We start from the raw sequence: 19,254 nt of genomic DNA, 5'->3' as shown, positions 1-19,254 counted from the left end.
GGTGCGAACACCGACGTGACGCACAGGAGGCCAGCATGAATAAGTTTAGTGGAATCGACCTGCACTCGAACAACAGTGTGGTCGTCGTTAGCGATGACGCTGACCGGGTTGTCTACCAGCGACGGTTGCCGAACGATCCGGTGCAGATCCGGGCGGCGCTGGCGCCGCACCGCGAAGATCTGGTGGGCGTGGTCATCGAAGCGACGTATAACTGGTACTGGCTGGTGGATCAGTTGATGAACGATGGCTACCGGGTGCATCTGGCCAACCCCGCGGCAATCAGGCAGTACGAGGGACTGAAATACAGTGGTGACTTCACCGATGCCGCCCATCTCGCACAACTGCTGCGTCTTGGACTATTGCCTGAAGGCTACATTTATCCAGCAGAAGAACGCCCGGTGCGTGACCTCTCTCGCAAGCGGATCCAACTGGTGCAGTGTCGTACGGCCCAGATCCTCGCGATTGAGAATCTGTTCTCACGCCATACTGGTGGGCAGATGCAAGGTGAGCGGGTTAAGCGTCTGGATGAGATGCAGGTGAATGGATTCGGTTTTGCATCTGACGTGACGCTCGCGATGCAAGCCAATCTCGCGGTCATGCAAACCTTGCAGGAGGAAATCGGGATCATCGAGAAGCGACTCATGGAGCGGGTGAAACTGCGCCCGGATTACGCGTTGCTGAACACGGTGCCGGGCATTGGCCCGGTTCTCGCAACCACGATCATGTTGGAAACCGGGACCATCTCCCGTTTCACCAAGGTTGGCAATTTCAGTTCGTACTGCCGCTGCGTAGACAGCCGGCGTGAAAGCAACAGCAGGAAGAAAGGCGAAGGCAATACGAAGAACGGCAACAAATATCTGGCGTGGGCGTTTGTCGAGGCGGCCAACTTCGCGATCCGCTCGTGCCCGGAAGCCAGACGCTTTTACGAGCGCAAGAAACGCTCGCGAAACGGGATTGTGGCGATCAAGGCGCTGGCGCACAAACTGGCGCGCGCCTGCTATCACATGCTTCGGGAGCACAAGTCATTTGAGGTAACCCGCTGCTTTGGCTAAAAGGTGGTGCAAGGGGAACGAGCCCAGTACTGCGACTGGTGGAAAGCCATGGTTTTGATTGGGCCTTTCCTTTGCCCCACCGACTGCTTGCGGATGACCGGGTCGCCCAGGCGATGAGCCACCATTGACTGGCGTTGCGCAAGCAACAGCCACGGTTCTGCGAAACCCATTGGACCTCGTCTGGCACCAACGTTTCTCTGGGGCGGCAACGGCCGCCAGGGCAGCCGTGAGTGACATCACGGCATGCTTGATCCCGATGGGTGTCTGGTGCGATCCGGTTCGCAACCAGTTTGGAGAAAACGGATGCGGCTACGATCGGCAGACAGCATGGCAGGTAACAGAAAGAATTCCGCCCGATTGCAGTGGCGATAAAAATACCATCGCCACTGCAATCGGGCGGTGAGTAAATTTGTGCCTTGACTTTGGTCGGCTGATGGGTGTCGCGGTAAAGACCAAGGGGCGATCGAGTTCAATATGTGAAGTACTGCTTCTCTTGCGAGGTCGTAGAATGATCCGCGGCGGACGGACGAATTCCGCGAGCACATTTCATCTGTCCTTTGACGACCATGTGCATGATTTCAATGCCGGCCAGAAGGATGCGGGCACAGCGAAAGGTTTTGAATCCCAGCATGGGCCGCATTCGTCGCTTGATTGCTCGATGGTCCTGTTCGACCAGATTATTGAGATACCTGGACTGGCGGATCTTGATGGGCGCTTCACGATCGGCATTGATCCCTTCGAGCGCGGCGAGATTGGCGCCGCTTTTGTCGCTGGTGACTGTCTCGGGTACACCGTTCTGGGCGATAGATTTCTCAAAGTACCGCCGGGCTGCAGTCTTGTCCCGATGTGTGCGTAGCAGAAAGTCAATGGCGATGCCGTCCTTGTCGACGGTCCGGTAAAGATACCGCCGTTCTCCCTTGACGCGGATGTACGGGTGAGTAGACCCGGGGAATTGCGCCCCGAGTCTCTCGCAGAACCGTGCGTAAACCTCTCGATTTACACGGCTCCCGTTATCCAACCTGTCCCCCCTGATACTGCCAGTGCGCGAACTCTCGCGGGTACGCCTTCTTCATCTTGCGCAACCACTCTTCACTGCAATGATCTGCGCCGTCGCAGTGTTTTGTACTTGCGCTGAACCCAGCGCACGAGCTTCCGGTCGAGATACCGACTCAACTCATGCATGGCTGTCCGATAGAAAGCCCCGTAGTAGTTCCACCAGCCACATATCGTGGGATTACATTGCTCAGCGAGTTCGAACAGTGATTTCTGGATAGCGCCAAGCAGGAAGTCCGGTCGTGCAAGCAAATCAATGTCGTCTCCGAGATGTTGCAGCAGTGGTGCACCAACGTCATGCGTTCGAAGGTCGAGCCGATGAAGGACGTCGCGCGGTTGATTCGCCGGCACTTCGACGGCGTTGTTGCGTGGACTCAGACCCGCCAGACCAACGGCTTCATCGAAGCCATCAAAGGACTGTTTCAGGCCGCCAAGCGCAAGGCGCGCGGATACGCTCGCTTCGAAACCATGCGAACGGTCCTGTTTCTCATCGCAGGCAAACTCGACTTCTCCGCCTTCAATTCGCATGCCCGCTGAAGACCGTTACCCACTCGGTTTTCAAAAGAGCCATCAATGTTTTCCCCTTGCATGAGCTTACCGTTCATCAAACGTTTTGTTCTCAGGGAGCAAGCTCAGTGGCGATACGTGCGTGGTAACAGACGGCTATCGGGACTCGGCTTATGCATGCTTCCACTTCAGAATTCGGGAAATGTTGGCCTCTTTTTTCGACCACTCCAACCTCTGACCTCGCGAACTGCTAAAAGAAGCAGTTCGCCCCGGTCGAAATATGGTTATCTTCAAAGTGCCGAGTCGCGGTTTGATCCGATCGATGCCAGATATAGGCGCCAATATGTCGTGATCATTTGATCAATCGCAAGAAGAGCCGCAGATTCCGATAAACCTGGACGAGCACCATGACTATCGCAAAGACGCAGATATTCACACAAGCTACGAATTTTATTGAGACTATTACTGGCGGCGTCGACCCCCGCACAGGACTGTATAGCGTCACTCTGCCTATTGCTCAGTTGAACGCCAACGACGGCCACGGCCCCGATGTTTCTCTCGACTTACGCTATTCCGCGCTAAGTTCGATCGACACAGGATTTGGTCTCGGCTTCACAGGCGGCCTGTCCCTTTACGATAATAGCCAATCGCTACTTTGCCTATCTTCTGGGGAACAATATAAAGTCGTCGAAAACGACAATGGCGTCACTGTCCAGCAGAAAAAATTAAATAATTTCAATTTCAAAAAAATCAATAACAACGAGTATATCATTACTTATAAATCCGGTGTCGTAGAGCGACTGAAAGGAGCGGGGAACGCTGAGGGAATCAAGGTTCCGTACGAACTTCAATCTACAACCGGACAAGTTCTGTACCTCGAATGGGCATTTGAATCCGGCGGTCAGCGCGAAAGGGCATTGCTTCAAACAATATATGACTCGAAGGGCATTGACAAACCGCTTTTGTCCATGCGGCACGAATCGGGCATCAAGGTGACCGCAGATGTGCTTCCCGGCAAGTTAGAAGGCTATCGCGTCGAACTTGCGTTTCAGAATGACCTTCTGGACACGTTGACAAACTATTCTCTCGGCGCCAATCAACCTCTTACGTGGAAATTTGGCTATGACAAGGTCGGGCAGGCGGGGGAATGGGGAAGATGGTTGACAGAAGTCACAATGCCAGGTGGAACGAAGGAACGTGCGGATTATGGACTCGAAGGGCATGCATTTCCTGACTCTGCAAAGTTGGCAAAACTACCTTTTGTCACGCACTTCACGCGGAGGCTGGGCAACGGAACCGTTGCGTCAGAAAGCGACTTTTCCTTCTCTTCAACAAATTTCCTCGGCGGGCACTCTGGGGTTACGTGGAGTGCCGGTCAGGATAATCTGTATGGAATATTGACGGATTATGTATATTATTCGGAGGAAATCCAGAAAAGTAGTAATGAAAGAATAAACATCAAACGCGTCTACAATCACTACCACTTGCTGACTGCTGAAGAGAGAGTCTCGAATCGCTGTAAACTCGAGATCAAGACGGATTATTATGCACTCGGTGGTAAGTCATTTGACGAACAGCCCGCGTGCTTTCAACTACCGAAATTGAGGAAAGAGACCAGGACCAATCCCGATGGAGCCAGCGTCACCGCTATTACATGGACTCAGTTCGACGAATTTGCGAATCCTATCAGCAAATCGGTCAAAGACGAGTCGACCGGCGACGCAATAGAGCCGGGTATTTCGTGGGAGTACTACTCCACAGACGGGCAACGAGCAGATGTTTCGGGCCTCGGATGTCCCCCCGACCCGCTTGGCTTCAAGCGATTTGTCAAAACCGTGACCCAAGTGCCGCTGACAAAAAATCACGGTGAGGAACTGCGGGTCGTTCGATTTGCATACGTCGCGCCAGACAAATCCAGGCCGGATGTCATCCTTAAATCCAGCGAGCTTGTGTTGAGCGGGGATACCCAGTCGCTGCTGAACAAGACGTTTACTTACAGCACTCAGTCAGGCGATCTAGGCCGGTTGACTGCTGTCGAGGAGGAATGGCTTGGAAGTGAAAGTGGTGCAAGGAAGTGTCGCTACGAATACAGCGTTAGTAAGCAAGACGAATCTCTCCTTTGCGTCGATACCTTTATCTCTCACGACAAAAAGAAGCTGACGACGACGCAAACGCGGTCTAGATTCACCGGTCGGGTGACTTCTCACGTTGACGCTAGCGGAAACCAAAAACTCACGACCTACGATAAGGCAGGACGCGTCCTGACCGAAACGATTAGTGGACCAGTTGCCGAGCGACAACGCGCGGATTCCCAGGCCCTCCACCGGCAATATGACTACCTGATCGATGAAGCGCAGGAACTTCCGCTTAAGATCAAGATTACTGACTTTGATGGCAGGAAATATTTGCGCGAGATGGACAGTTTGGGCCGAATTGCATGTGAACGAGTTCCGGTCGACCCGACTAGCAACTCAACTGTGATTGACTGGCCAAGGATTTCGGAATTCGTCTATGACGAATTTGGAAGAGAAAAAAGTTCCACAAGCTATGACTACGTGCTTGCTGACGGTCAAGCGAAGGACACGCTGAAGCATGCGATTGAGAGAATATATGATGGCTGGGGAGCGGAGTTTAAGCGAATCTCCGATAATGGACTTGAAGAATACTCGCAATTTGACCCTGTAACTCTCACAAGGGTTTCCAGTTCAAAAGGCGGTGCCCTAAGCACCGCCAAAAAGGTCGTTACATACAACAGATCTGGACATGCCGTCAGCGTTGCCCTTTTCAACGACGATGGCACTGAGGTCGGGCGCCGGACAATGGTACGGGATGGTTGGAATCGTGTGGTAACTGATACGGATGCTGCAGGGAACACCGTTCGATACGCCTATGATGCGTTTGATCGAATTGTTAATATCCGCAATCCTGATGGAACAGAATTGACGAGGGAATATGCTGGATTTACTGCTGAATCATTGATCACGAAAATTTTCATTAAGAAATCGCCAATGAACCGGGTAGATGGCAGCGCGGGTATGCATGGTGCGGATGCTGCCAGATCGATGGGCTCACAGGAGTTTGACGGGCTGGGACGTCTTGTAAGTAGTACGGTAAGCGGGAGAACCTGGTCTTTCAAGTTCGATTCGGACGCGGACAGAAGCCCCTCGACGGTCGTCGACCCGATGGGGAAGGTAAGAAAATTTGGATATGCGCCAATTACAAACGAAATTGAAAGCGTCGAAGCAGGCGACGTATCTCAGCAATTCAGCTACAACCCACTTACAAATGCTATAAAGAGCGCGATCACAGAAGGATGCAAGCTTACGCGCGAATACAATGCCTCGGGGTACCTCAAGGCAGAGGTAGTGAAGATCGATGGTCAATCCGAGAAAAAAATTCAAAATACGTGGACGCTCAGAGGCGCACTTCAAAGTAGCACAGACGTGTGTGGTTCGGCGCGGAAAATGTTCTTTGATCAATATGGTAGGGTAATACGGGTCAGTGAAAACACAGTCGACGTATCATTGAATTATGATGCACTGAATCGGCTGACGAGCTGGAAAACTGTCGATACAATTACACAGCATGCCGTGGAGACAAAGATAACCTTTGACGATGCCGGTCGCGAGATTAAGCGGACGTTGGATGACAACAAGCATGGTTGCATTACAATTGATCAGGGATGGTCATCGATTTCCAGACTGGCAAATCGGACTACAACTACCCCAGACGTTGGCAGTAAAAGCACAGTACGCAAAGAAGCTTTTGTCTATGATAACAATGGTCGGTTGAAAAACTATAGCTGCACGGAAACGCCGTCTCCCGCCGGAGCGAATCGGGTGGTGGAACAAAACTTTACCTATGACGCGTTTGGCAATATCGTCTCAGCAGGGTGCCGTTTTTCGGATGGAACGACTGATGACATTTCATTCGTATATGGCAATGCTGACGATCCGTGCCAATTGACAGAAATCAAACATACCCATCCAGACTACCCGAAATCGACCAAATGTCTCTATGACAAAGCAGGGCGGCTTATTAGTGAGGGGAATCGTAGCATCGAGTATGACGCTCTGGGTAGGCTGAAAGCGAGTTCGGAGAAAAAATACGCCTACGATGCTCTAAACCGACTTGTCAAGTCCGGTGATGCCGAATTGTATTACGACGTAGATTTATTAAAAAGCGAGATTCGTGGCAGTGAAAAGATAAGCTATGTAAGGTCAATTGATCGCGGATTGCTTGCCGAACGACAGGGCGCGAAGACTGTGCTGGCTGGTATCGACGGAAAACTGTCGGTCGTGCATGTCAGCGACGGGAACAGTGCTCAACGGCCAGTCTACGGGCCTTATGGTGAGGGCAAAATCGGCGACACGCCCTTGAGCATTCTTGCTTATAACGGTGAGAGAGTCGAACAAGACGAGGACTCCTACAACCTCGGCAACGGTTACCGTCAATACTCTACGGCCTTGATGCGTTTCCAGTCCCCTGACGGACCCAGCGACAGCCCTTTTGGACTGGCAGACATCAACCATTACGCATATTGCGGCGGCGATCCAGTCAACTATGCCGATCCATCTGGTCGACTCGGTTGGCAGAGTTGGATTGGTATCGCCTCTGCTGGCATCGGACTCGTATTAACCGCTTTCTCGGGGGCTCTCGCAATCGCAGCGGCCACTGGCATAGTGGCGACGGCAACCGCGATTGGGGTAACGGCGGCAGGCGCCTTATCGGGCGTTACCTCGCTCGTCGGTACCGCACTTAGCGAAGTCTCCCCCGTAGCTTTTAAGGTATTAAAGTGGATATCGCTCGGGGCGGGATTGCTCAGTTTTGCGTTCGGCGTGTCCGGCATTGTGACTGCCGCGCGCTCCGTCATAAAAGACCTCGGTATTCGCGCCGCGATAGGGACGATGGGCGTCGCGTCCAGAATCAACCTGGGTTTCACTGCTACAGCTTACTTGGGAGGAACTGTTAGTTACGGCACGGTGGCAGCCAAGAGAGTGTTGGACCAAACCAACGCGGCGAACAGTACAGCAGACAACGTCTTGTCAAACATAAGTTTTTACTCAGGGTTGCTCAGTGATGTAGCTAGTATCGCGGGTTTCGTGCACCCGAGGATGATGCGGTTGACCGGGCGTGCGGGGTCATGGGACGTGCCAGAGCTCCCGCTTGTAGAAGAATTCAGTATGCGGACTCTGGGATCGCCAGGTCATAGCTGGGACCTGCCACAGCCGGGTGGTGCACCGGGCATCATGAATTCCCTTATGCCGCAAATTCAGACGTTCTATGTTTACGCTTTTGCACCGACAAAAATGGTGTAGGAATGAACCGGTTGTGCGCAGTTTCAATTCCAAAAATGAGCTGCGGTGAATCATCAATATTCGACTTCAACCAGTTTTCTTAATGGTTGTAATAATTTGTCGCATCGCAGAGGAATCAAAGAGATGAAACCTGAAGAATCGCTGACTGAATGGGATGGTGTCTCCCGCTTCTACATAGCGCCGACATGGAGTGACACCGGTGGCGAGTGTCCCATATACAGTAATGGGTTAAACAAAATACGCGTAATGGTCTACATTTTGCCGATCGATAAAAATCGGCAGCCGATTCCTCACAGTGAGCTTGAGGACGACGAGATCAGAAAACGAATAAAGCTGATCGACTTTAGCAACGGAAGTGAGCTGACAAGAGAATCAGAAGGTAATGCCGCGGTGGTCGATGGATGGTACTATTCTGACTCGCCCAATGAATTCGACGCAATACCGGAAAGGTTCGGTGTTCGACGTATGGTTGCCGAGCAGCCAGCTGGCGTGGAAGGCTTAAGGTTCTTCGATTTCTACGTCTACGCCCTCCAGCCGGCAGGCGGCAAAACGATTCAGGTTGCTATACAGGTCGAAACGACCTCAGGCAAGGTAATAAGTACCTCGAGACTGAACCAGAGTATGGCTTCACAAGTCTCTTTCCGGTCAAAAAAGCCTATTGTCTATCATGCAAGCGATTGTCAGTATAAATCGTCGAATTGGGAGAAGGCGGAGTCCTTTCGCGTTGGTTATGTCCAGCATGAACCGGATCTCGACTATGCATGCAAACGCATCTACGTCCGCCCGACCGCCGCAGATAAGGCATTTGTAAAATCCAAATTTATTGGAACGGGAAAGACCGATGGCGAGCTTACGTCCCTGAAAAGGCAATATTTTGACAATGATCTGGACTGGCTTGCGCGATATTATATAAATCGTACTTATACATTTGCATATTATGCTTATAATATAAATCCCGGAGATGCGGGCGATGTGTATAAGGATGGTGATAAAAGTTACAGGTTGCTGGGCAGGAAAAATTGGGCTTTTTACGTAAAAATTCCGATTCCCATTGGCGCGGACGATGCACGACGCGCGGGAAGCTTCCAAATACTAATTACCCGTCAAAAAGACGCCGGCCGTTTCGGCAGTGCGAAGCTTCGGAGCTTTGATCCTAAGTTTGCGATATATGATCAGTATGGCAACATCTGTAAAGTCGAAATTGATATGCTTGACGAGCCTTGGTCTGTCGATGAGGGGCCCGGTACGGACGTCTTTTCCGACGTGTAGAGCGTGAATTTGCGTGTAGGGGCTGGACGTAACAGAGAATGCAAATTGTAATATTTGCCAACGGTGCAAGTGACATTAGTTCTATGACAAGCGGATGCATATCCACACCCCAGAAACACAGCAGCGGCTACTCCTTCAGTCGTCGAGCCGAAAGAGCTACCCAAGACAGGAAACGGGTTGGACGAAAATAGTTCGTCAACGCATCAATAACCAGATTCAGGTATCCGGAAATTCTTATGAGATCTTCTCTTACCGAGAGTGCGACTGAACCGCTTGCCGGTGACGCTGATTTGGTCTTACGACCGGTTGCTATAGCAAGACCGCAATCGCACGAAGATGTGCCGGTTACCGTGAGCGGCGAAACACCTGTCACTGCGGACAATATTACGGTTAGACCGATTATGTACTGGTATTGGAATGCAAAAGCTGGCACTGTTGTGGAGGGGCAATGGATAAAACATATTCACAAAAAATCATATTATTATAAATTCGCTGACAGGGCGGTTGGAAACAGCAACAGGCCTGCGAGACTTGAAAAAATAAGCGAATTAAGTGTATATATGCCTATAACGGGTTTCTACTACAAGAAATCTATATTTTCAATAATTTTTAATCCGCAGAAGGTGGAACTGTTGACATCGGGAATATTGCTGAGTAAATCAAAGGATGAAAGAGATATTGTTGTCCAGCCGCTTAAAAAGGAGCACAATGTCCCAAAAGAAAATGAGACCAGATGGCTTCTGAATGTTGAGAAGGGAGAAAGCGTATGCGACATCATGGGGTTTAAGGAGAGTTTTTTTAAATATCGGGCTGCGGAGGCAATACGAAGTGGGACGCAGGACGCCATTAAGTTCACTCGAGATACATAGGTGCATGATTGACGCGAGCTGCGTCAGATTGCAGGGGCGGTGCTAGTATTCCCACCGGTTAAGAGGACATGAAGAGGACTATCGCGGCCTTGCATCGGATTCTGACCGCTAAGTGTAGATTGTCAATTACGATGGCCGCCCGTGTTGCCTAACGGGATGATGTTACTCCCGCGTAATTGTCGCTATTGATTGTTTTGCGGTGAAGGCTGGTGCTGCGTAGCGGCGCCAGCCTTCACAGCGTCCGCACCACCGAGTATCCTGGTCACCAGTTCCCTCGCGCGGTTCGAGCGCCATGCCTTCACTCGGCGCTGCAGGGTGCGCAGCTGGGCTGCCGGAATACATCGCTGGAGCCATGGCGACGACACGTTCATGCAGCTTCCTGGCCGTAATACCGGGCTCGCTTTCAAGCCATTGCTGTATGGTCGGCCATGTATGCTCGAACGGATCTTCGCGGCTGCGCCAGGTATGTGCGACGCGCGCCTTTCGGGGATGCGTCGCTCGAACCTCTCCGTCGTGCCATGCTGTTCCAAGACTCGCCAGGAAGTCAGCGAGGGGAAGGGGAATCGGACCAGCCGTTTGTGTTTCTTCCGACGCCGTGCCGGATGCACTGCATTGCGCGACGCGCTGCTGTGCTTCGCGCATGCGGCGCAACAGATCGAGTGGATCGAGCGCGCGGAACCGCGCACGCAACCTCCGTTTAGTCGGCTCGGGTATGGACGGCGATCGCAGAACCCGCTCCAGGGGCGTCAGAGGTGCTTCGTAGTGTTTCGTCAGTGGTGTCATAAATCGCTACCAAAAATGATAGATAAAATCCGGCGGCTCAGGTTTAGATTGAAAACATCCCCAGCGTCGTACTTCCATATTCGGCCCGTTGGGACTGTTGAACAAAATCCTTTATACAGAAGTCTATCCGTGAGCGCACTCCAATTTGATAGCCTGAAAGGCCAACTTATTGATAAGCTAAATGAAGGAAATGAAGGATTGCAACTGATGTACCGCAAATCCGGAGCAGACGACGGCGAGAGCTTTGCATCATGTTTGGCATAAGAATGAAGTTTCCGCTGGGATTGCAAAAACTGAGTTTTCGCTAGACAAGGTTGATGGCATACGTTGCAGACCGATACCAACACCCTCAAGTTTTCCGCCGCCCACAATTTTTTAACATTATCGAAGAAGCCTTCCGACATTCGTTGGATGGGCCCAGCGAGTTGCGACAGAGATCATCATGCTATTATCTTCGTGTGAAGACGGCCACATCCGCTTGCTAGAAGACAAGCGGATGTGGCTTCAGTTTTCGCATTTTTTGCTCTGGCAAGGGCGACGCGGCGTACAGTACGCATTAAGCTCGGAGTTCATCAAAATTCGAATCGCGGCGTACACCGTGTGGATATTCCATCGAGGCCGGGACGGGACGGTCGCGTCACAGGCTTGGGATTGGTATCTGGGCAGTAGTAACGGGGATTTCTCATTGTCAGGGATGAGATACGACGCACCCCTATGGCTGTACGGTTCTCGGGCGACGATGCCGGTCCATTGGCTACTGCACCTCGTCTACTTCCCACTGTCCAGCAAACCCCGTGGCAAGGCATAGTCTTGACCCGTGATCTTCTGGACTCGTCTCATTGACACAAGTCCATAAGCGTTGGTACATGGAGACGGCGCCGTGCGCAACATGCGCCTTGCAACTCTGGCGCAGGTAGCAATGGCGAATTCATTAAAGTGCCGGTCAAATCGAATAGAGAGCGATGATGGGAAAGCTAAACAGCACGGGTGAGTTATTGGTAGGGTGTCAGTCTGACTGTGAGGCGATCATTGTGTGTTTGCGGGTCCCCTCGTTACTGGCTCAGTTGTGCGATCTGGTCGAGATAAAGACGAAGCCGTGTTTGTTACCGTCACACGTGACGATCTTACGCTGTGTGCGGCGTTATGTGCGGGAATCCGTCACGCCAGCGAAGGACGCGAAAGTACGGTCCTCCCAAGTATTAGCGCAACCTCTTTGAGCACGGTCGTAGAAACAAGAAGTCCCGGAGCAAAGCCATGCTCGGCTTCAAGCGGCTCATGGATGCCGCGATCATGATCGCAAGTATTGAATTGATGCAACACTTGCCCCATCCATTTCCGGAGAACGCCATGCGTCGGATTACCCTCTCGCTGCTCACTTTGATACTTGCCACGCCACTGGTGGCGTCCGCTTCCGGCCGCGACACGCCGTATGACCAATGTGTCCTTCAGTCATTGCGAAACAGTGATAGTAGCGAAAGCGCCAGCTTGCTCAGAAGCGCCTGCGATAAGTTCTACCGCAATGGCGCGATGCTCTTACCCCGTGAACAGACCTATTACGCCTGCCTCATCAACAACCTGCCCGGAGTTCGGGACTCGTTCGCCATCCGGCAGGTCGTCTCAATCTGCTCCCGACAGGGTAACCTCTGAGCGGTCCCACAGGGCCTTCAGACAGTTTTGCCGCAATAAGGTAGACTGCTATGCCGTAGTGAACTAGACCAACCGATTTGACCGATGATGCAGAGTGTAAGTCCGGCAGTCGCCTGCGTGCTCAAGCGGTTGCGCTACCCGCTAGTGATTCTGATGTGTGGGCGCTGGCATGTGGGTATCCGCTGAGGTTCCGTCGCAATAAGGCGTTCGGGTATGCTGTCGATTCCGAGGCGAGCGATGGGAGCGATGAAGGAACACCTGAATGGGGCGGTGGCAAAAGTGCTCAAGCGCCTGCACTCACTACCCACTGGACGTGATGTTGCTGTGCGTGCGGTGGTATGTGGCGTATCCGTTGAGCTTGCGCCATCTTGAGGAAATGATGGCCGAGCGCGGTATCCCGGTCGATCATTCGGCCGTGCACCGCTGGGCCATCAAGCTGCTGCCGGTGCTTGAAAAGGCGTTTCGCCGATGCACGCGCACTGTGGGCAAGAGCTGGCGGATGGACGAGACCTATGTGAGGGTCCGGGGCGAATGGCGGTATCTTTACCGCGCGGTGGACAAGGCCGGCCAGACGGTTGATTTCCTGCTGCGGGCCCGTCGTGACAAGACGGCAGCCCGACGCTACTTCGAAAAATCGATCGACCAGAACGGCGAGCCCGAAACCGTGACGGTCGATAAAAGCAGCCAGTTTTCGTCGAAAGCCGCATACGGACCATGAACCAGCGGTCGCCTATCCTTACATAACGCGTAGTGGTTCCTGGCAGCGTAGCTGCGTCCCGCTCTGGTGCATCGGACAACTGTCGGATTGCCTGTATAAGAGCATGGCTCCGGTCATGATCAGTCGCACATTCTGGTGAGCATTGCTTCCCGCTGGAGAGATTTGTTTTTCCTATGACGTGACCGGGCCAGGGCCGCCGCGCGCATTGTGATGCCCCAATGCGGAGGTTCACCATGTCACAAGAACTTTCCATGCTCGATCCGCTAGCGGCGTTCGTGGACGTCGGCAGCGAACACATGCATGTTTCAGTGGGCGGCAACAGGCCGGAAGTGTTCGGCACCGTGACCTCGCAGCTGCACGCGTTGCGCGACTGGCTGCTCGCACAGGGCGTGCATTCGGTCGCGATGGAAGCGACCGGCGTGTACTGGATGCCGTTGTATGGGGTGCTGGAAAGCGCCGGTCTGGAAGTGCGCATGGTCAATGGCCGGCAGACGCGCAACCTGCCAGGCAGGAAGACCGACATGGCGGACAGCCAGTGGGGCGCCACGCTGCACATGCATGGCCTGCTGCACGCCGGCTTCGTGCCACCGGCTGACATCCGCCGGCTGCAGGACTACCTGCGTCTGCGCGCCGATCACGTGGCGGCCGCCGCCAGCTGTGTGCAACTGATGCAAAAGGCGCTCGAGCGCATGAACATCAAACTGCATGACGTCATCTCGTCCCTGGCCGGCGTCAGTGGCCTGGCGGTGGCACGCGCGATCGTGGCCGGCGAGCGTTCCCCCGAGGCCCTGGTGGCACTGTGCGACGTGCAGATCCGCCGCAAAAAGGAACAGGCCGTGATCGAGGCCCTGCGGGGCACCTGGGCCGACGAGCACATCTTCGCGCTCGCTCAGGCATTGCAATCCTGGGACCACTACCAGAAACTCATCGCCGATTGCGACGAACGCATCGCCGCCGTGCTGCCGCCGCACGATGACACCCAACCGCCGCTGCCCAGGTCCACCCGACGGACCGGCGTCAACGCCCCGGAAATCACCAGGCTGCGCGAGATCCTGGCCCAGATGTGTGGCGGACGGGATCTGACGAAGCTGCCCGCACTGTCGTCCTACGGCGTGCTGCAACTCATCGGTGAGGTGGGTACCGACCTGAGCGTCTGGCCCACGGAAAAACACTTCACCGCCTGGGCAGGACTGGCACCGGGCAGCCACGATAGCGGCAAACGCAGGAAAGGCGTCAAGCGCGGACGCAACCGGACCGGACGGCTGTTCTGCATGATCGCGCAAAGCCTGATACGTAGCCGCGATATTGCGCTGGGTGGTTTCTATCGCCGTCTTGCGGCACACCGCGGTGGCCTGGTGGCGACCAAGGCGCTCGCGCGCAAGCTGGCCGCCTGGTTCTGGCGTGTGATGGTCAAAGGTGACGACTACGTTGAAAAGGGACTCGCGCGCTACGAGGAACAGGTCCGCAAAACCAAAGAGCAAGCCCTCAAGCGGTTAGCCAGGGAGCTGGGGCGCGAACTGGTGCCGCTCCCCGGCGTCGCTCACTAACGTAAAAACCCACCGAATGCGGGAGGGTTCATGGAGAGAGTGGGGCTAATCTGGCTGCGCTGCAGGCCCTGAATGCTGAGCGCGCCGGGCCTATCCGGATCCGCCAGAACAAGTATCTGAACAATCTGATTGAACAGGATCATCGGGCAATCAAGCGTCGCACGGCTTATGCTGGGGTTCAAGAATTTCCGTTGCGCCCGCATTCTTTTGGACGGCTTCGAGGTCATGCATATGATCAAGAAAGGGCAGATGAAAAGCGCAGGAAAAGCCGACCCTCTGCTGCCCAGCAGTTCTATTCGCCTGCAACGTAAGCAGTACTCGACATTGCGCTTTCGTTTATCCCGATTCCCTTATCGACAAAACCTGTATTTCCGCAGCCTGCTAGTCCGCAATCGTCTCGCCGCGAAGAAAGTTTAATGCCATATCTCGCGGGCCTTGAATCGCTCAATCCTGTTTTCAAAATCCGAGATACCCAAGTTCATAGCGCTCCTTTCAGTGTCTTGCACCACAATCCGAGTACGCGCAAGCAAAGACGGCGCGTTGCCACTGGCTACGTTGAACCAGCACCAACAATCGTTGAGTAGTTGCCTTAAATCCAGCATCCTCCCCGTTTGATCTCACAATCATCAGATTACTCCGCACGTCGGTCCCGTAGATCTTAGGTATGCTATCGGCGAGTTCTAAATACCAGTCCCAGGCGATCGAGATCACCGGTTGTCGACCGCGCTCACCAAAAGACCACTCCGTGAATCCAGCGACCAGAACGCTGGGGTTTGTCGAGCGTAATTCGGCGGCAAGCGAGTCATCTCTGCCCGAACACAAATGAAAAAGTTGAACTTCATCGAGATTGCCTTCCAGCACGCGAATATAGCCGTCAGGACACAGAGTAAGGAACATGGCGATATTTTATTCAACCCAGTAGGATTTGGCTTGCCGTTTAAAAACCAGTTCGCAGGGTTAAGGGCCCGGTATTGGGCAGAAAATTCCGTTTGATATCACACTTGAATGTCATGCCGAACAAAGCGATCTAGTGAATCAAACAGTGCCGCACATCATGCACAATTACCAATCTACGCGATCAGCATACTTTGGAACGGATCGCTACGCAAGCCTTCTCCCATACAACGGAAAAACGACGTCCCATCGGGCGCGGGGGAGACCCGTCAGTCAAGACCAGAGACTCGCTCGGTTATCGCATTGAACAAGATGTGGGTCGATAAAAAATGCCAACATTGTCAGCATCGTCGCGCTGATTAATCGTTTTCCATGGATTTGGGTGGCGATGGGTATAAATTCAAGCGGAAAAATTTGGATTGTTGCAGAAATCCAAGGTTGGCTTGTGCAGGATAGAATGGAAGTCCTATGAAGGGGCCTTGTGTTATTGCAGATCGTTATCATCCGCCGTCGAATTTCACATATGTGTCGTGTTATTTTGGCGTAATCGATTTTTAAAACGCAACACGATATACATTGTCGTAGGTGGTGCGAACTCTTCAAATCAGGCAAGGCCTACCGTCGACAATAACTCGCAAACCAGCTCGTCGCTAGGCGTGTAATAACGTTGCGCCGGCATAAACTAATTGAAGTCATAATGTCCAGTCCCCGAAATACCTGTATTCGGTCAAATATTTTAGTGTTTCCTGAATGACCGTATTTCCTAAATGCGTTATGCCCATTAGACGGTCGAATTCAGTGGCCCTGTTTGCATATTGCCAAATTTGCGCGCCAGGTAGGCTATAAAAAATGCTACATTTTGACATCATAGTGCGTTGAATGCTTCGCCGACGCCCCTGTCCCAATGTACATTCTGCCAATTCACCAGAATGAAGCTGGCTGCCTCAAGAGGCGTAATATCTTTGAATTCCTACGAACGGACGAAGCGTATTAAAAATATTTGGGGGCGCAGCTTCCATAGCTGCCCCGTTTAATTTCTGATATTCCAACTTGTTACGATATCATCGAAAACGCGTATTGGGAACGGTTGAAAATAATCCGACAGACGAGAGCGCGACCGAGTTTAAGGAACATTGTGAAGCCACAAGTGAATCCATTTGACCACCATCGAAGTGGGCGGGGACCGCTTCCGGTGGTTGTGTCGCAACGGGGAAAAGAGGGATGAGCAAAGGCGATATGCTATAGATTACTTGGTGAGTAGCCCGAAGTTGAACTGCCATTGGACACCTATTTTGGTGACCAAGAGGGTCGAAATGGCAAATATCGCCGTGACAGGCTCACGACGGCTGAGCGGAAAAGGTTATGCGCCTAAGTTGTAAGAGCTGGCATTGAAACGGATATTCTCTCCAGCCTGGTCCGGCGGGAAACGAAACGGTGCCACCGAAGAGCGGTACTGATTCATGAGAGTGAACGTGGTCCGCCGGCAAAGTCCTTGTGATCGACATCGTCCCAGCTTCCGAGCGTGGTCACGTCCAACCGCATCGTCCAGGACTGGGGCGCCTACCTCGGCGACAACACGATGAGCAGCACGATTCTCGATCGACTCATGCATCACTGCCACTCGCCAGAATTCGACGGCCGAAGTTACCGCCTGAAGGAGGCCGCTGAAACCCTTGCGCGCAAAACCAAAGCGAGCTAAAAACCAACCTTGTCCTGCTGCCAGGTGGGGAGTTTGCGCGACCACAAGTGGGGGAGTGTGAAGTGACCATCCGAGGTTAGCCCATCGACAAGAACGAGCTTCACCGCCTCCTCGCGGAATTCCTTCGTGTAGCTGCCCTTCGGTACTCGATTCATCTGATCTCCGTTTTCGCTCATTCTACGAAACATTGATCTCCACTTTCTTCAGCCTACCTCACTGGACGTACGTTCGGGATGACCGGCCGGCTGGCTCAAAGGACGCGCCAGCGGTCTGCTTCGCATAAAGTCCCACAAGGGCTGGTGAATATCAGGCCCATCTGAAGGACTTCAGGGGAACGTTGCAGGCCGCGATGCGTTCGCGCGGTACAACGCGATCTACGAGGGTGGTGATGTGCGTGAGGCGGCATGCATGGCACGCGCGCGCCGCAAATTCCACGATCTGTTCGTCGCGCACAGAAACGAGGTCAACACTGAAGCGTTACACCGGATCGGCGAACTGTACGCAATTGAGGCCGCGATTCGCGGCAAGCCACCGGACGAACGAAGACGTGTCAGGCAGGAGCAGGCTCGTCCGCTACTCGATGCCTTCGAGATCTGGCTGCGCTCGACATTGGGCACGGTGTCGCAGAAAGGCGATACCGCCAAAGCTATCAACTACGCGCTGAATCAGTGGGCGGCGCTCACGCTGTACGTCGATGACGGCGCCGTGGAAATCGACAACAACGCAGCCGAACGCGCTTTACGTGCCGTCGCTCTCGGCCGAAAAAACTTCCTGCACTTCGGTTCTGACAGCGGCGGCGAACGCGGGGCCGCTAACCGCTCGTATCGTTTCAACTTGTGTGCTCCTCACGGAAAACACCATTGCGGGCGTCGGACCCGCCGCGCTCGCACCCACGCCTAACGCTTGAAGATAGCCGCTTTTAATCTGATACGGCTTTTCTTTTGCAATCTGCTTCTATTGCGGACGCACACATGCTAGCAAAGTGCGGTGCAGACCGGTTCCACTTCTTTCGATGTTTCGCCTACAGCGCCCCGCCAGTGCCACCTTTGCATTGAACGCCGGCGAGTGTGTCCGTCGGTTTCCTTTTCGGCATCTTCTGGCTGCTTGTCGCCGGCCATTGCGATCGACTCACGCCCGAGCTTTGCCATTCAACGAACTGTCGAATTCCCAAAGCCACCTTTAAATCAACCAAATTTGAATAGTTCCGACACAACCTCACAAATATGAATGCCATTTTCAGTCGTAAATGATGCTTTTTATAGTTGACTTTGGGCCGGTTTTAACCAAACATCAGACATATAGCAGTCGATATTTATTTCAGATTGTAAGGTGTGGATGTGCGACAAACTGCTATGCAACGTGCACTGCTCCTCATCGCCACTGACGGACATGTCAGTGCCGCGGCGGTGGAAAATATTTCATCGGTGCGCCTCGTCTCACAACTACGTGAATCGCAGATAAAGCCACGCCTCGAGGCGGGGCAGGTTAGACCGTACGATCGGACGACAGAACCGAACGGTCGAGACTCTGGCGATCATCGATCGGCGCGGTCTCGTTGTAACTCCCTAACCGGCGAAACTTACAACGACCGTTTACCGGTTTGCTTGCTCTACGGACTATCTGGAAATCACGCAATAGCACAGCGTTCCGCGCCGCGAATGTCAGATCGGTTGGGGGGCTTCCCTTACATCGACGGGAAGCAGAGCTTGGTCAGGCAGAACTCAATTAACCATCGGCGAACGCTTGTTCGGTCGACGGTGACTCTCATGGTGCGAATAGTCTACTCAGTAGATAGCGATACTGTCATGGATCTACTCATCGCCCGCTCGCTTTGTGAGAAGTCGTGTCCAGCAATTCCCGAAATGGAAATGTTTTAAAACTTTTTCTCAACAGTCAAA

11 protein-coding genes and 7 pseudogenes are annotated in these 19,254 nt (G+C 53.2%); 13 read left to right on the top strand and 5 right to left on the bottom strand.

Going from position 1 to position 19,254, the window contains the following annotated elements; translation table 11 throughout:
• The first annotated feature begins 35 nt into the window (after positions 1-35).
• A complete protein-coding gene (locus B0G81_RS38115) occupies positions 36-1,052 on the top strand; it encodes an IS110 family transposase (RefSeq protein WP_018418421.1) in 1,017 nt (338 codons plus the stop codon).
• A 520-nt stretch (positions 1,053-1,572) separates the two neighbouring features.
• Here the strand turns inward: B0G81_RS38115 and B0G81_RS38110 are convergent.
• Both B0G81_RS38110 and B0G81_RS45025 read right to left on the bottom strand, forming a co-directional pair.
• Positions 1,573-1,983, bottom strand: a pseudogene (locus B0G81_RS38110) (DDE-type integrase/transposase/recombinase); the annotation flags it as partial.
• A 158-nt stretch (positions 1,984-2,141) separates the two neighbouring features.
• Positions 2,142-2,456, bottom strand: a complete 315-nt coding sequence (locus B0G81_RS45025) for a group II intron maturase-specific domain-containing protein (RefSeq protein WP_243856894.1) — start codon at positions 2,454-2,456, stop codon at positions 2,142-2,144.
• Here B0G81_RS45025 and B0G81_RS43995 point away from each other — a divergent pair.
• From B0G81_RS43995 to B0G81_RS38090, 4 genes and pseudogenes are all read left to right on the top strand, one after another.
• Positions 2,352-2,642 (top strand): annotated as a pseudogene (locus B0G81_RS43995) (transposase); the annotation flags it as partial. The gene B0G81_RS45025 and the pseudogene B0G81_RS43995 overlap by 105 nt on opposite strands.
• Before the next feature lie 377 nt (positions 2,643-3,019).
• Positions 3,020-7,930, top strand: a complete 4,911-nt coding sequence (locus B0G81_RS38100; RefSeq protein ID WP_134143384.1) for an RHS repeat-associated core domain-containing protein — start codon at positions 3,020-3,022, stop codon at positions 7,928-7,930.
• A gap of 123 nt (positions 7,931-8,053) precedes the next feature.
• Complete coding sequence (locus B0G81_RS38095) at positions 8,054-9,199, top strand: hypothetical protein (protein WP_134143383.1); 1,146 nt, start codon at positions 8,054-8,056, stop codon at positions 9,197-9,199.
• Between the two features lie 236 nt (positions 9,200-9,435).
• The gene (locus B0G81_RS38090) at positions 9,436-10,068 is read left to right on the top strand and encodes a hypothetical protein (RefSeq protein ID WP_134143382.1); all 633 of its coding nucleotides are present in this window, start codon (positions 9,436-9,438) and stop codon (positions 10,066-10,068) included.
• 162 nt (positions 10,069-10,230) lie between these two features.
• Here B0G81_RS38090 and B0G81_RS38085 read toward each other — a convergent pair whose 3' ends face one another.
• A complete protein-coding gene (locus tag B0G81_RS38085) occupies positions 10,231-10,851 on the bottom strand; it encodes a hypothetical protein (RefSeq protein ID WP_243856827.1) in 621 nt (206 codons plus the stop codon).
• A gap of 129 nt (positions 10,852-10,980) precedes the next feature.
• On the opposite strand from B0G81_RS38085, the gene B0G81_RS45485 reads away from it, so the two are divergent.
• The 6 genes and pseudogenes from B0G81_RS45485 to B0G81_RS38060 form a co-directional block, all read left to right on the top strand.
• Positions 10,981-11,115, top strand: coding sequence for a hypothetical protein (locus B0G81_RS45485; RefSeq protein ID WP_279590544.1), 135 nt, complete (start codon positions 10,981-10,983; stop codon positions 11,113-11,115).
• Between the two features lie 990 nt (positions 11,116-12,105).
• Positions 12,106-12,498, top strand: coding sequence for a VF_A0006 family four-cysteine protein (locus B0G81_RS38080; RefSeq protein ID WP_243856826.1), 393 nt, complete (start codon positions 12,106-12,108; stop codon positions 12,496-12,498).
• An 87-nt stretch (positions 12,499-12,585) separates the two neighbouring features.
• A pseudogene (locus B0G81_RS44215) lies at positions 12,586-12,672 on the top strand (IS6 family transposase); the annotation flags it as partial.
• A 72-nt stretch (positions 12,673-12,744) separates the two neighbouring features.
• Positions 12,745-13,180 (top strand): annotated as a pseudogene (locus B0G81_RS38070) (IS6 family transposase); the annotation flags it as partial.
• A 269-nt stretch (positions 13,181-13,449) separates the two neighbouring features.
• Complete coding sequence (locus B0G81_RS38065) at positions 13,450-14,763, top strand: IS110 family transposase (RefSeq protein WP_166679172.1); 1,314 nt, start codon at positions 13,450-13,452, stop codon at positions 14,761-14,763.
• A gap of 38 nt (positions 14,764-14,801) precedes the next feature.
• Positions 14,802-15,074 (top strand): annotated as a pseudogene (locus tag B0G81_RS38060) (DDE-type integrase/transposase/recombinase); the annotation flags it as partial.
• 181 nt (positions 15,075-15,255) lie between these two features.
• Here the strand turns inward: B0G81_RS38060 and B0G81_RS38055 are convergent.
• Complete coding sequence (locus tag B0G81_RS38055; protein ID WP_134143380.1) at positions 15,256-15,660, bottom strand: DUF4902 domain-containing protein; 405 nt, start codon at positions 15,658-15,660, stop codon at positions 15,256-15,258.
• Positions 15,661-17,179: 1,519 nt separating this feature from the next.
• Between B0G81_RS38055 and B0G81_RS38050 the strand changes: the two are divergent.
• Positions 17,180-17,356, top strand: a pseudogene (locus B0G81_RS38050) (ATP-binding protein); the annotation flags it as partial.
• Here B0G81_RS38050 and B0G81_RS43990 read toward each other — a convergent pair.
• Positions 17,353-17,511 (bottom strand): hypothetical protein, encoded by a 159-nt coding sequence (locus tag B0G81_RS43990; RefSeq protein WP_166679171.1) that lies wholly within the window; start codon positions 17,509-17,511, stop codon positions 17,353-17,355. The pseudogene B0G81_RS38050 and the gene B0G81_RS43990 overlap by 4 nt on opposite strands.
• 62 nt (positions 17,512-17,573) lie before the next feature.
• On the opposite strand from B0G81_RS43990, the pseudogene B0G81_RS38045 reads away from it, so the two are divergent.
• Positions 17,574-18,169: pseudogene (locus B0G81_RS38045) on the top strand (IS66 family transposase); the annotation flags it as partial.
• Positions 18,170-19,254 lie beyond the last annotated feature (1,085 nt).

It is taken from the genome of Paraburkholderia sp. BL6665CI2N2, from assembly GCF_004366535.1.
Lineage (GTDB): Bacteria > Pseudomonadota > Gammaproteobacteria > Burkholderiales > Burkholderiaceae > Paraburkholderia.
This window is presented reverse-complemented; position numbering and strand designations above follow the sequence as displayed.

What these genes read in the sequence shown, in the direction of transcription:
- B0G81_RS38115 (WP_018418421.1), top strand. Translation starts at nt 36, where the DNA reads ATGAATAAGTTTAGTGGAATCGACCTGCACTCGAACAACAGTGTGGTC.
- B0G81_RS38100 (WP_134143384.1), top strand. Translation starts at nt 3,020, where the DNA reads ATGACTATCGCAAAGACGCAGATATTCACACAAGCTACGAATTTTATT.
- B0G81_RS38095 (WP_134143383.1), top strand. Translation starts at nt 8,054, where the DNA reads ATGAAACCTGAAGAATCGCTGACTGAATGGGATGGTGTCTCCCGCTTC.
- B0G81_RS38090 (WP_134143382.1), top strand. Translation starts at nt 9,436, where the DNA reads ATGAGATCTTCTCTTACCGAGAGTGCGACTGAACCGCTTGCCGGTGAC.
- B0G81_RS38085 (WP_243856827.1), bottom strand. Translation starts at nt 10,851, where the DNA reads ATGACACCACTGACGAAACACTACGAAGCACCTCTGACGCCCCTGGAG.
- B0G81_RS38080 (WP_243856826.1), top strand. Translation starts at nt 12,106, where the DNA reads ATGCTCGGCTTCAAGCGGCTCATGGATGCCGCGATCATGATCGCAAGT.
- B0G81_RS38065 (WP_166679172.1), top strand. Translation starts at nt 13,450, where the DNA reads ATGTCACAAGAACTTTCCATGCTCGATCCGCTAGCGGCGTTCGTGGAC.
- B0G81_RS38055 (WP_134143380.1), bottom strand. Translation starts at nt 15,660, where the DNA reads ATGTTCCTTACTCTGTGTCCTGACGGCTATATTCGCGTGCTGGAAGGC.
- B0G81_RS43990 (WP_166679171.1), bottom strand. Translation starts at nt 17,511, where the DNA reads ATGAATCGAGTACCGAAGGGCAGCTACACGAAGGAATTCCGCGAGGAG.